This is a genomic window from Kitasatospora sp. MBT63 (assembly GCF_000710465.2).
Classification (GTDB): domain Bacteria; phylum Actinomycetota; class Actinomycetes; order Streptomycetales; family Streptomycetaceae; genus Kitasatospora.
The window spans coordinates 1-12034 of sequence record NZ_JAIZ01000639.1; the positions used below are offsets into that span (position 1 = coordinate 1).

At 74.3% G+C, this 12034-nt stretch carries 11 protein-coding genes; 5 read left to right on the top strand and 6 right to left on the bottom strand.

The genetic code is table 11. The features are described 5' to 3' along the window. Positions 1–678: 678 nt before the first annotated feature. Together AA75_RS33470 and pgm are read right to left on the bottom strand one after the other, a co-directional pair. Positions 679–1557, bottom strand: a complete 879-nt coding sequence (locus tag AA75_RS33470; RefSeq protein WP_033824119.1) for an AraC family transcriptional regulator — start codon at positions 1555–1557, stop codon at positions 679–681. Positions 1558–1699: 142 nt separating this feature from the next. After that, complete coding sequence (gene pgm / locus AA75_RS33475) at positions 1700–3340, bottom strand: phosphoglucomutase (alpha-D-glucose-1,6-bisphosphate-dependent) (RefSeq protein WP_033824120.1); 1641 nt, start codon at positions 3338–3340, stop codon at positions 1700–1702. 124 nt (positions 3341–3464) lie between these two features. On the opposite strand from pgm, the gene AA75_RS33480 reads away from it, so the two are divergent. Genes AA75_RS33480 through AA75_RS33495 form a run of 4 tightly spaced genes read left to right on the top strand, consistent with a single transcriptional unit; the run spans position 3465 to position 5513 of the window. Then, complete coding sequence (locus tag AA75_RS33480) at positions 3465–4010, top strand: YbaK/EbsC family protein (protein WP_033824121.1); 546 nt, start codon at positions 3465–3467, stop codon at positions 4008–4010. Positions 4011–4068: 58 nt separating this feature from the next. Continuing rightward, positions 4069–4656 carry a GNAT family N-acetyltransferase gene (locus tag AA75_RS33485; protein ID WP_051813935.1) on the top strand — a complete coding sequence of 196 codons (588 nt, stop codon included), beginning with the start codon at positions 4069–4071 and terminating at the stop codon, positions 4654–4656. Positions 4657–4694: 38 nt separating this feature from the next. After that, positions 4695–5069, top strand: a complete 375-nt coding sequence (locus tag AA75_RS33490; RefSeq protein WP_033824122.1) for a S4 domain-containing protein — start codon at positions 4695–4697, stop codon at positions 5067–5069. A gap of 21 nt (positions 5070–5090) precedes the next feature. After that, positions 5091–5513, top strand: coding sequence for a hypothetical protein (locus tag AA75_RS33495; protein WP_051813936.1), 423 nt, complete (start codon positions 5091–5093; stop codon positions 5511–5513). Between the two features lie 22 nt (positions 5514–5535). On the opposite strand, the gene AA75_RS33500 is transcribed toward AA75_RS33495, so the two are convergent. Beyond that, positions 5536–5757, bottom strand: coding sequence for a hypothetical protein (locus tag AA75_RS33500; protein WP_033824123.1), 222 nt, complete (start codon positions 5755–5757; stop codon positions 5536–5538). Between the two features lie 156 nt (positions 5758–5913). After that, positions 5914–6828, bottom strand: coding sequence for a diiron oxygenase (locus AA75_RS33505; RefSeq protein WP_033824124.1), 915 nt, complete (start codon positions 6826–6828; stop codon positions 5914–5916). A gap of 206 nt (positions 6829–7034) precedes the next feature. Here AA75_RS33505 and AA75_RS33510 point away from each other — a divergent pair, with 206 nt between their 5' ends. Next, entirely contained in the window at positions 7035–8288 is a 1254-nt protein-coding gene (locus AA75_RS33510; protein ID WP_082527015.1) for a hypothetical protein, read from the top strand. A gap of 27 nt (positions 8289–8315) precedes the next feature. Here AA75_RS33510 and AA75_RS33515 read toward each other — a convergent pair whose 3' ends face one another. After that, entirely contained in the window at positions 8316–10325 is a 2010-nt protein-coding gene (locus AA75_RS33515; RefSeq protein ID WP_233289302.1) for a transglycosylase domain-containing protein, read from the bottom strand. A gap of 138 nt (positions 10326–10463) precedes the next feature. Then, positions 10464–11906 (bottom strand): NADP-dependent phosphogluconate dehydrogenase, encoded by a 1443-nt coding sequence (gene gndA, locus AA75_RS33520; protein WP_033824126.1) that lies wholly within the window; start codon positions 11904–11906, stop codon positions 10464–10466. Between the last annotated feature and the right edge of the window lie 128 nt (positions 11907–12034).

Here is a 12034-nt window from a genome sequence, read left to right on the forward strand (position 1 = left end):
TGGCGGGGCGGGCCCGCTGCCACCAACGCGGCCGCCGCGCCGGCCGAGGCGGCCTGCGCGGCGCGGCGCAGCACTGAGCGACGGTCGATGTCCATGAGGCGAGGTTAGGGGTGGGCGGACCGGGCCTGCCTGCTGTCGGACGGCCGGGTGACGGTCCGTCCGCCGGCCGGTGGACGGCGGCTCGGAGGCGGGGCGCGGGGCCGCAGGGAGCGGGTCCGGGGCGTCCGCTGACGGCCGGTCGGGCGGCGGGCCGGGGCCCGCGGGGACGGGTGACCGGTCCACGCGCAAGGGGCACCCGGTACCGCCACCTGGGCCAGCGGCCCTCCCCCGGTGTGCGGGGCCGGGGAGCGGGCGGTGCCGGAGCCGGATCCCGGGCCCCCGGCAGCCATGACCAATTCGTCCAATACGGCGGTGGAGCAGGTTGACTACGTTCGTCGCGTCCCGGTCAACCACATCGCTGGAGGCGTCTCGTGTCCCGACCCACCGCCAGGATCCCCGCCTCCGCGGCGCCGGCCCGCCGTCCGGGCCCGGATGACGCGAACGACGCGCGCGGCGCCGGGACCTCCGCGTGCTGCCACCGGGTGGGCGCCGCCCGCCCCCGCAACGGCAGGGCCGCCAGGCCCCGCTGACGAAGCCGCCGGGGCCGCCCGGTCCGGTGAGGGCCGGGGGTCGCACGCGTCACGGGGGAAGGACGACGCTGGTGACCTCGCCGCTCAGCCAATCGGGGGCGGGCGGCCCCGGCTTCACCGTCCGCCGCTCGGCCAGGAACCGGCCGGGCGTCAGACCGGTCATGGCCCGGAACTCACGGCACAGATGGGCCTGGTCGTAGTACCCGGCCGCGGGCGCCTCCTCGGCGGGCGGGCGGCCGAGTTCGGTCAGCCGCAGGTAGCCCCGCAGCCGCAGCACCCGGGCGACGGCCTTCGGGCCGAGGCCGACCTGCTCGCGGAAGCGCCGGTCCAGCTGCCGCCAGCTCCAGCCGCTGAGTGCCACGAGGTCCTGGACCGGCACCAGGCCGGCCGTGCGGATCAGTTCCTCCCGGACCGCCACCACCTGCGGCGCGGGCTGCGGTCCGGCGCCGTGCAGCCGGACCAGGGTGGCGTCGAGGGCGGCGAACCGCCGGGGCCAGTCGGGTGCGCCGGCCAGCCGGCCGGTCAGGGTCCGCGCCGCCCGAGCACCCAGCACGTCCTCCAACTCGACCGCTCGGCCGGTGAGTTCGGACATCGGCAGCGAGAAGATCCGGTACGCCGCCCAGGGCGCCATCACCACCTCGACGCCGTACAGCCCGCCGTCGTGCTCGCCGGTGGACCCGCGGGTCCGCGGGCCGGAGAGCAGCGAGCCGAACGATTCGGTGCGGGCGCCGGCGGCATCGGTGATCCGGATCGGGCGGTCGAACCCGAGGAAGAGGGTGACCTCGCCGGTCGGGACCTCCAGCCGCCGGCGCGGCCCGCCGGGCGCGAGGCGGACACCCCGGTAGCCGTGGACGCCCGGGCGCAGCAGCGGGTGCGGCAGCGCCTGGGCCAGCTCCCACCGCCGGTCGGGGCCGGACCGGTAGTGCACGGGTACCTCCCTGGGCCTGGTGTCCTGAGTCCTCGATCCGTCGGCCGTCCGCGGACCGGGGACCTGGGAACGGGGAACGGCCGGTCCGGCCCCGGGCCGCCGCGCGACGGGCCGCCGCGTACGGTCCGGGGCCGGGCCGTTCTCAGGCGCCCAGTACCTGGGCGACCAGCGCCCGTGCCTGGTCCTGGACCTGCGCGAGGTGGTCGGGGCCGTGGAAGCTCTCGGCGTAGATCTTGTAGACGTCCTCGGTGCCGGAGGGGCGCGCCGCGAACCAGGCGTTCTCGGTGCAGACCTTCAGGCCGCCGATGGCCGCGCCGTTGCCGGGGGCCTCGGTCAGCACGGCGGTGATCGGCTCGCCCCCCAGCCGGTCGGCGTCGACCTGGTCGGCGGAGAGCCTGGCCAGCGCGGCCTTCTGGGTGCGGTCGGCCGGGGCGTCGACCCGGGCGTAGGCGGGGGCACCGAAGCGGGCGGTCAGGTCGTCGTAGTGCTGGGAGGGGCTGCGGTCGGTGACGGCGGTGATCTCGGAGGCGAGCAGCGCCAGCAGGATGCCGTCCTTGTCGGTGGTCCAGACCCCGCCGTCGCGCCGCAGGAACGACGCCCCGGCGGACTCCTCGCCGCCGAACGCGATGGTGCCCTCAAGCAGCCCGTCGACGAACCACTTGAAGCCGACCGGCACCTCCACCAGGTCGCGCTTCAGTTCACCCGCCACCCGGTCGATCATCGAGGAGGAGACCAGGGTCTTGCCGACCGCCGCGGTGGCGGGCCAGTCGGCGCGGTGGCGGTAGAGGTAGTCGATGGCGACGGCCAGGTAGTGGTTGGGGTTCATCAGCCCGCCGTCGGGGGTGACGATGCCGTGCCGGTCGGCGTCGGCGTCGTTGCCGGTGGCGACGGTGTACTCGTCACGGCGGCCGATCAGCGAGGCCATCGCGTACGGGGAGGAGCAGTCCATCCGGATCCTGCCGTCCCAGTCGAGCGTCATGAACCGCCAGGCCGGGTCGGTGAGCGGGTTGACCACCGTCAGGTCGAGCCGGTGCGTCTCGGCGATCCGGCCCCAGTACGCGACGGAGGCGCCGCCGAGCGGGTCGGCGCCGATCCGCACCCCGGCCGCCCGTACGGCGTCCAGGTCGAGCACGGACGGCAGGTCCTCGGTGTAGCGGCCGAGGAAGTCGTAGCGCCCGGTGGTGTCCGCCGCCAGGGCCTTCGGGTACGGCATCCGGCGGACGCCGGCCAGGCCGGCGCGGATCAGCTCGTTGGCGCGGTCCTGGATCCAGCCGGTGGCGTCGGAGCCGGCCGGCCCGCCGTTCGGCGGGTTGTACTTGAACCCGCCGTCGCGCGGGGGGTTGTGCGACGGGGTGACCACGATCCCGTCGGCGCGGGCCAGCGGGTTGGCGCGGTTGTGGGCGAGGATGGCGTGCGAGACGGCGGGCGTGGGCGTGTAGCCGTCCTCGCTGTCCAGCAGCAGTGTGACGTGGTTGGCGGCGAGCACCTCGATCGCGGTGGCCCGGGCGGGCTCCGAAAGGGCGTGGGTGTCCGCGCCGAGGAACAGCGGTCCGGTGGTGCCCCGGGCGGCCCGGTACTCGCAGATCGCCTGGGTGGTGGCGGCGATGTGGTCCTCGTTGAAGGCGGTGTCCAGGGAGCTGCCGCGGTGCCCGGAGGTCCCGAACGCGACCCGCTGCCCCGGCTCCTGCGGGTCGGGGTGCAGCGTGTAGTACGCCGTCACCAGCCTCGCCACGTCGACCAGATCCCCTGGCTGTGCCTGCTCGCCGGCCCGTGCGTGCGCCATCACGTCTCCTTGGGTCGTCAACTGTCGGACCTGAGCCACCAGTACAGCAGCCCCGGCGCGCCGTGCGGGCGGCGACCGGCCCTCCGGCCCCGGGTTCGGCCCCCGGATGCGCTTGGATGGCCGGATGGACACCACACTCGGCACCCGGCCCGCGCTGACCCGTCCCGACCTGCTCGCCGCGCCGGTCGCGGCCGCCCTCGCCGGCTGGCCCGCCGACCGGGCCGCCGAGGTCGCGGCCGCCGCGATCGACCCGGAGCTCGCCGACACCGCGGCGTTCTGCGAGCGGTACGGGGTGGCCCTGGCCGACTCCGCCAACTGCGTGGTGGTCGCGGCCCGCCGGGGCGCCGTCACGACGTACGCGGCCTGCCTGGTCGCCGCGACCACCCGGGCCGACGTCAACGGCCTGGTCCGGCGCCACCTGGACGCCCGCAAGGCCTCGTTCGCGCCGGTGGAGGCCGTGCTGGCGGCCACCGGAATGGAGTACGGCGGCATCACCCCGATCGGGCTCCCCGCCGACTGGCCAGTCCTGGTCGACGCCGCGGTGGCCGCCCACCCGCGGGTGGTGGTCGGCGCGGGCGTCCGCGGCGCGAAGCTCTGGCTGCCGGGCCGGCTGCTCGCCGAACTGCCCACCGCGACCGTGCTGGAGGGCCTGGGCATCCCGGTCGGCTGACCCCGCCGCACGGGAAATCCGCTGGACATGGCGGCGGCGGTGGCCCGACGATCCGCCCATGGACACCCTCACCACCCACCCCGCGCGCACCCCCTCGCAGCGGATCCGGTTCCTGCCGCTGCCCGCGCCCGCGCTGACCGCCCTGCTGGCCGGGGACCTCGCGGGCGCCGGCGCGCTGGTCGGCACCGCGCTCGATCCGTACTTCCTCACCGAGCAGGCCCGCTGGCTGTGGGGCTACCGGCTCGCCCAGCTCGCCGAGCGGCCGCAGGACGCGCCGTGGCTGGTGCGGGTCGCGGTCGACCGGGCGGACGGTGCGGTGGTCGGGTACGCCGGGTTCCACGGCGCACCGGACGGGGCCGGCATGGTGGAGGTGGGCTACTCGGTGCTGCCGGCCGCCCGCCGTCGGGGGTACGCCACCGCGATCCTGGCCGAACTGCTGCGCCTGGCCGCCACCGAGCCCGCCGTCGAGACCGTGCGGGCGACCGTCTCCCCGGACAACACCGGCTCGCTGGCCGTGGTCCGGCGTTTCGGCTTCGCCGAGGTCGGCGAGCAGTGGGACGAGCGGGACGGCCTGGAGATCGTCTTCGAGCGCCCGGCCCGCGACGACGGCGACGACGAGGGCGAGGGCGAGGACCCGGCGGAATGATTCCGGTGCCGGCGGCCGGGCGGGCTAGGGTCGTGGGTATGGAGTCGGACGAGGGATCGGTGCGGGTCGACAGCTGGATCTGGTCGGTCCGGCTGACCAAGACCAGAGCGCTGGCGGCCGCGGCCTGCCGGGCCGGGCACGTGAAGGTGAACGGGGACCGGGTCAAGCCCGCTCAGGCGCTGCGCCCGGGAGACGAGGTGCGGGTCTTCCACGACGGGCGGGAGCGGGTGGTGGTGGTCTCCCGGCTGGTCCGCAAGCGGGTCGGCCCTGCGCCCGCCGCCGAGTGCTACGTGGACAACAGCCCGCCGCCCCCGCCGCGCGCCGAGATCCCGGTGGCCGCCGTCCGCGACCGCGGCGCCGGCCGCCCCACCAAGCGCGAGCGCCGGGACCTGGAACGGCTGCGCGGCCTGTGACCGCTGCCCGGGGGAGGCCTGATGTACGAAGTCGAGTACCGGGTCGACTGCGAGAGCTGCGGCGGGGACGCGCTCTGCACCGCCGGTGCGTCGCCGGCCGGCGGGCAGGTCGAGTGGTCGTACGACGTGAGCTGCGCGGTGTGCGGTCCGGGCACGATCGCCTGCGGCTCCGGCCCGGTGCCGGCCGATCTGCGGGCGCGGCTGCTGGCCCGGCACGGTCCGGTCCACCTGCGGCTGGACGATCCGTCGGCAGGCGCGGTCACGGTGATGAAGGTGCTGCGGGCCGAGCTCGGCGGCAGTCCGGCCGCCGCGAAGGCGACGCTCGGGCTGATCCGGGCCGGCGGGTACGCCGGTGTCCGGGCGGAGGTCGAGGTGCTGGCCCTGCGTCTGCGGGCGGCCGGGGCCGGGGCCGGGGTCACGGAAGGGCCCCGGCCCCCGGGGTGACCCGGGGGCCTGGGCCGCCCGGTCAGTTGGTGCGGTCCTGAAGATCCGCCATGGCGACGGCCCAGCGGACGTACTTGTTGCGGCCGAGGTCGCCGACGGTCTTGATCCGCAGCGCGGCCAGCGCCTCGCCGTGCGCGTCGGTCACTCCGGCGAGCGCGGCGACGGGCGCGTCCAGCACCTCGGGCAGGCTGAGGTTCTCGTAGGCCTTGTCGAGCACCTTGTCGAGGTCGGCGGTGACGGTCATGGGGTTCCTCCGGTGGGTTGCGGGCACACGTGCCGCCAGGCTCCGCCCGCGCCGCGGCGCCCGCCAGCCGGGCACCGCCATCCGCCGCACCGGCCCGCCGCGCCGCCGCTCACCGCCGCTCACCGGGCTCACCGGGCTCACCGCCGGGCACCCGTCTCAGGCCAGCACGCCGGCCGCCCGCAGCAGCCACCGGTTGGTCCGGCCGACCAGTCCGGCCCGGTCCAGTACCCCGATCACCTTGGCCGCCAGCCTGACCTTGGTGGCCCGCCAGTGGGGGTTGGCCGCGGCCGCGCGGCGCCCGGCCGCGGGGTCGATGCCGACGGCCGCGTACAGCCGGGGGTTGACCAGGCTGACGGTCGCGAAGTAGACGATCAGGCCGACGAACAGCTGCTCCCAGCGGCGGCGCACCGGGCCGGGCCGCTCCCGCAGCAGCTCCTCGCGGGCGTAGCTGATGTGCCGGGACTCCTCGATGACGTGGATCCGGGAGACCTGGCGGGTGAGCGGCTGCAGGCTCTCGTCGTTCATCACCTCGCGCTGGAAGGCGTCCAGGATCTCCTCGACGTACATCGTGCCGCCGAAGGTCTGGCTGTGCGTGGAGGTGGCCTTGAAGATCCGGCCGAGGTTGTGCGCCAGCGCGTTCGGGCGGTATGCGGGCACACCCATCCAGGAGATCATCCGGGCGAACATGACGGAGTGCCGGCACTCGTCGGCGATCTCGGTGAGCGCGTACTGGACGTGTGCGGTGGTGGGGTCCCGGTCGAAGGCGTGGCGCAGCAGCATCTGCATCAGGATCTCCTCGAACCAGATGCCGACGGCCGCGATGCTGGCGACCTCGTGCTTGCTCAGCTCGATCCGCTGCTCCTCGCCGAGCGTGTCCCACAGCTCGGTGCCGTAGAGCGACAGGTGGTGGGGCGGGGCGTAGTAGCGGCCGGGGACGGGCGGGGACTGCCAGTCGACGTCCTTGAGCGGGTCGAAGGAGAGCTTGGCGGAGGAGGCCAGCAGCCGCTGGGCGGTGCGTTCGCGCCCGGGTGCGTCCGGTCCGGCCTCGGCCCCTCGTGCGGGTGCTGACATCAGCGGCTCCTCGGTTCGGTGGATTCGGCCCCGGTCCAGAAGCTAGGCACTATTAGAACCGCCGTCAATAGTGCGGGCGCGGCCCGGCCGGGGGCCGGGGCCGTGGAGGTGGGCCCAAAAACGTCTCAGATCATGCGAAACCAATCCATTTCCCACCACGTAGGAAGGGGTGATGACACGTCAGATATCGATACGGAGCGAGGCCGATGGTGAGGACTGGAAAGCGCACGGCTGCCCTGCTCGCGGGCAGTCTGGTCCTGGCGGGGGCGGGCGCCCCCGAGGCGGGATCCACCGGGAACGCCCCGCCGGAGGCCGCCGGGGCGAGCGCCGCCGCCCCGGCGCCGCTCCCGCTCCCGCTCCCGGTGCCGCGCCCGGCCGAGCCCGCCTGGGACGGCAAGGTGACCGTGCTGGGCGACGGTTCCACCTCCTACACCGGGCCCCAGCCCGGGCCGCAGCCCGCCGAGCGGCTGAAACCCGGTGAGAAGCCGCCGCAGTTCGTGGTGTTCTCCTGGGACGGCGCGCTGGAGAACGACGACCACCTGTTCTCCCGGTTCCGCAAGCTCGCCGAGCAGAACAACGCCCGGATGACCTTCTTCCTCAGCGGCATCTACCTGCTCCCGGCCGCCAAACGCGGGATCTACCGGCCGCCGCAGCACGCGGCGGGCGCCGCCGCGATCGACTTCCCGACCGACGCCCACGTCCGGGAGACCCTGGAGCAGCTGCGGCTGGCCTGGCAGGCCGGCGACGAGATCGGCACCCACTTCAACGGCCACTTCTGCGGCGCCAAGGGCGGCGGCGACTGGTCCACCGACGAGTGGCGCAGCGAGATCGACCAGGCGTACTCCTTCGTGGAGAACTGGCGGACCAACACCGGCTTCAAGGACGTCGCCCCGCTGCCGTTCGACTACCGCAAGGAGCTGGTCGGCGGCCGGGCGCCGTGCCTGGAGGGGCAGAAGACCCTGCTGCCGGCCGAGCAGGCGCTCGGCTGGCGCTACGACGCCAGCTCGCCGGGCGACTTCCAGGTCTGGCCGAACAAGCTGAACGGCGTGTGGAACTTCCCGCTCCAGCTGGTGCCGTACCCGCAGACCGACAAGCAGGTGCTGTCGATGGACTTCAACTTCCAGGTCAACCAGTCCGGCGACAACACCAAGGGCAACCCCGCCAAGTACGCCGCCTGGGAGAAGCAGACCAGGGACGGCTACCTCAACGGCTTCGAGCGGGCCTACAACGGCAGCCGGGCGCCGCTGTTCATCGGGAACCACTTCGAGACCTGGAACGGCGGCATCTACATGAAGGCCGTCGAGGACGTGATGAAGGACGTCTGCCGGCGGGACGGTGTCCGTTGTGTCTCCTTCCGTGAGGTGGCGGACTGGATGGACGCCCAGGATCCGCAGGTGCTGGCCCGGCTGCGCCAGCTGGATCCCGCACAGGCCCCGGACTGGTCCACCTTCGTCCGGTAGCCCGCGCCGGGCGGCGCCGACGGGCGGTCAGCCCGCCGGCGCCGCCTGCTGGTAGCCGCTCCACACCGCGAGCGGCAGTCCGGTGGCGGACATCGCCGGCGCGCCGCCGCCGAGGCCGTCCAGCGGCTGCAGGACCAGCGTCTTCGGGTCCATCCGGAAGACCACGACCGCCGTCGAGGTGGTGCCGGCGGTGCCGACGAACCAGCCGGCCGTGTTGTCCTGGGAGGTGCCCGAGGTGCCCGCCGCGCCCGGCGCGACGGCCTGCGCACCGGCCGCGCTGCCGCCCTTGACCGCGTCCGTCAGCGCGTCGGTGACCTCCGCGGCGACCTGCGGGGTGATCGCGGTGACGGTCGGCGGCAGCCGCAGCGGGAGGTCGGCGCCGCCCCGGGTGACCTTCAGCACCGAGTAGGGGTCGGTGTGCCGGCCGCCGGAGGCGAAGGTGCTGTAGGCGCCGGCCATCCGGATCGTGCTGGGCGTCGAGTTGCCGAGCGAGAAGGCCGGGACCAGCGGACCGGTGCTGTCGGGCAGCAGGCCGAGGTCGAGTGCCGTCCGGCGGACCTTGTCCAGGCCGACGTCCATGCCGAGCTGCATGATCGGGGTGTTCACCGCCTGGGCCACCGCGGTGTGCAGGCTGATCTTCCCCCAGGACCGGCCGCCCGCGTTGCGGCCCTTGACGATCTTCCCGTCGCGTCCCCAGTACGGCCCCTCCGGTGTCATCACCTTGACCCCGTCGTCGCCGTCGTAGAGGGTGCCGGGCAGGACCGGGGTCCGGGGTCCCCCGCGCTCGCGCTGCACGCCCTGGCCGAGGCCCGCGGCATAGACCAGCGGGCCGAACGCCGAACCGACCGGCACGTTGGAGGTGTTGGCGTTGTTGAAGCCCTGCTTGAGGTAGTCCGGTCCGCCGTACAGGGCGAGGATCCGCCCGTCCGCGGCGACCGAGGTGGCGCCCACCCGGACGTACCGGTCCTCGGCCCTGGTGTCGGGGCTCAGCCCCGCGCCCGCCCGGCCGACCGCCGCGGCCAGGGCCGTCGTGCGGGGCTTCTCGAAGGTGGTGTAGATCTGGTGGCCGCCCAGGTCGAACTGGGCGGGCGTGATGTCGCTGTGGGACTCCACGTAGGAGCGGGCCACCTCGACCAGGTACCCCACCTGCCCGGCCATCCCGACCTGCGGCTCGGGGGTCCTCGGCTCGGGGAAGACGGTGTACCCGGCCCGCTGCGCGGCGGTCAGTGCCCCGGTCTCCACCATCCGGTCCAGGATCCAGGACCAGCGCTCCACGGCCCGCTGGTGCGCGGCCGGCCCCAGCGCCGGGTCGTACAGGCCTGCGCCCTTGAGCAGGGCGGCGAGCATCGCGCCCTCGCTGGGGTCGAGCTGGGAGACGTCCTTGCCGTAGTAGGCGTGTGCGGCGCGCTGGATGCCGTAGCTGCCGCGGCCGAACCAGCTGGTGTTGAGGTAGCCCGCGAGGATCTCGTCCTTGTCGAGGTGCCGGTCGAGCTTGACGGCCAGCAGGACCTCGGTGAACTTCCGCGACAGGGTGCGGTCCTGGTTGAGGTAGGCGTTCTTGACGTACTGCTGGGTGATGGTCGAGCCACCCTGGGTGTCACCGCCGGAGACGGTCCGGTACAGCGCCCGCGCAATGCCGCTGGGCGAGACCCCGTGGTCGGAGTAGAAGGTGGCGTTCTCGGCGGCCAGCACGGCGCCCTTCACCGGTCCGGGCACCTGGTCCAGCGGGACGTCCTGGCGGTTGGTCAGCCCGGTGCGGGCCATCTCGGTGCCGTCCGCCCAGTAGTAGACGTTGTTCTGCTGGGTGGCGAAGGCGTTCAGGTCCTCGGGTATGTCGGTGCGGGCGTACGCGACCCCGATCAGGGCCACGAGCCCCAGTGCCCCGGCCGCGGTCAGCACCAGCCACTGCCGCCAGGACGGCAGCCAGCGCCGGACGCCCCGTCTGCCCGTGCGCGGGTAGTCCCAGGACATCCGGCCGGGCAGGCGGAGCAGGCCCGACCGGGCGGACGCGGCCAGGGCGCGCAGGCGGAACGGCATGGCGGGGGACTCCATTCGTGGGCTGACTACCCGTCATGGAGGTGACGTTCCGGACCCGGCCCCACGTCGCGGATCTTCAGGCATCCGCACAGATCGTTCGCAGGTCGTTCACCGCTCCCGCGCGCCGGGCCGGGTCCGTCAGTGCTGCTCCTCGCTGCGGTCGTCGCCCCAGAGGGTGTGGAAGGTGCCGTCCCGGTCGACCCGCCGGTAGGTGTGCGCGCCGAAGAAGTCGCGCTGGCCCTGGACCAGGCAGGCCGGCAGCCGCTCGGCGCGCAGGCTGTCGTAGTAGGCGAGGGCGGTGGCGAAGCCCGGCACCGGAACGCCCAGCTGCGCGGCGGTCGACACCACCCGGCGCCAGGCGGACTGGGCGTCGCCGAGGGCCTGCCGGAAGTGGTCGTCGATCAGGAGCGTGGGCAGCTCGCGGTCCCCGTGGTACGCGGCCCTGATCCGGTCCAGGAAGCGGGCCCGGATGATGCAGCCGCCGCGCCAGATGACCGCCATCGCGCCGGGGTCGATCGACCAGCCGTACTCGGCGCTGCCGGCCTGGATCTGGTGGAAGCCCTGCGCGTAGGCGACGATCTTGGAGGCGTACAGCGCCTGCTCGACGTCCTCCGCGAAGCGGTCCGCGGCGGCGCTGTCGAGCCAGGTCTCGGTCGGCCCGGGCAGGCCGCGGGTGGCCGCGCGCAGCGCGTCGCTGCCGGAGAGCGAGCGGGCGAACACCGCCTCCGCGATCCCGTTGACCGGCACCCCGAGCTCCAGCGCGGTCTGCACGGTCCAGCGGCCGGTGCCCTTCTGCTCGGCCTGGTCCAGCACCACGTCGACGAACGGCTTGCCGGTGGCCGCGTCGGTGTGCGCCAGGATCTCCGCGGTGATCTCGATCAGGTAGGACTCCAGGCGGCCGCCGTTCCAGGTCCGGAACACCTCGGCGATGGCCGCGGGCTGCAGGCCGGCGCCGTGCCGCAGCAGGTCGTAGGCCTCGGCGATGAGCTGCATGTCGGCGTACTCGATGCCGTTGTGCACCATCTTGACGAAGTGGCCGGCCCCGTCCGGGCCGACGTGGGTGCAGCAGGGCTCGCCGTCGACCTTCGCCGCGATGTCCTCCAGCAGCGGGCCGAGCACCCGATACGACTCCTCGGTGCCGCCGGGCATGATGCTCGGGCCCTCCAGCGCGCCCTGCTCACCGCCGGAGATGCCGGTGCCGACGAAGTGCAGCCCGCGTTCGCGCAGCGCCTTCTCGCGGCGGCGGGTGTCGAGGAAGTGCGCGTTCCCGCCGTCCACCACCACGTCGCCCTGGTCGAGCAGCGGGACCAGCTCGTCGATGACGGCGTCGGTCGGCGCCCCCGCCTTGACCATGATCACGATGCGCCGGGGCCGCTCCAGCGAGGCCACGAACTCCTCGACGCTCCCGGACGGCCGGAAGTCCCCCTCGTGCCCGAACTCCTCCACCAGCGCCGTGGTCTTCGACCCGGTCCGGTTGTGGACCGCGACCCGGTAGCCGTGGCGGGCGAAGTTCCGGGCCAGGTTGCTGCCCATGACGGCCAGTCCGGTGACGCCGATCTGGGCCTGCGGTTGCGCGCTCATGACGGGGGCTCCAAGGGGGTTCGCCGGCGGGACATCACGTCCCAACCCTGCCAAGCCCCGCGGCCGCCCGCACCCGGACACGCCTGCCCGGGGCCGCGCCCTCAGCGGCGCTCCGGCAGCAGCAGGCC

Excerpts from the sequence above, each read along its gene's own strand:
- pgm (WP_033824120.1), bottom strand. The coding sequence starts at position 3,340 with ATGGCGCACGCACGGGCCGGCGAGCAGGCACAGCCAGGGGATCTGGTC.
- AA75_RS33480 (WP_033824121.1), top strand. The coding sequence starts at position 3,465 with ATGGACACCACACTCGGCACCCGGCCCGCGCTGACCCGTCCCGACCTG.
- AA75_RS33485 (WP_051813935.1), top strand. The coding sequence starts at position 4,069 with ATGGACACCCTCACCACCCACCCCGCGCGCACCCCCTCGCAGCGGATC.
- AA75_RS33490 (WP_033824122.1), top strand. The coding sequence starts at position 4,695 with ATGGAGTCGGACGAGGGATCGGTGCGGGTCGACAGCTGGATCTGGTCG.
- AA75_RS33495 (WP_051813936.1), top strand. The coding sequence starts at position 5,091 with ATGTACGAAGTCGAGTACCGGGTCGACTGCGAGAGCTGCGGCGGGGAC.
- AA75_RS33500 (WP_033824123.1), bottom strand. The coding sequence starts at position 5,757 with ATGACCGTCACCGCCGACCTCGACAAGGTGCTCGACAAGGCCTACGAG.
- AA75_RS33505 (WP_033824124.1), bottom strand. The coding sequence starts at position 6,828 with ATGTCAGCACCCGCACGAGGGGCCGAGGCCGGACCGGACGCACCCGGG.
- AA75_RS33510 (WP_082527015.1), top strand. The coding sequence starts at position 7,035 with ATGGTGAGGACTGGAAAGCGCACGGCTGCCCTGCTCGCGGGCAGTCTG.
- AA75_RS33515 (WP_233289302.1), bottom strand. The coding sequence starts at position 10,325 with ATGCCGTTCCGCCTGCGCGCCCTGGCCGCGTCCGCCCGGTCGGGCCTG.
- gndA (WP_033824126.1), bottom strand. The coding sequence starts at position 11,906 with ATGAGCGCGCAACCGCAGGCCCAGATCGGCGTCACCGGACTGGCCGTC.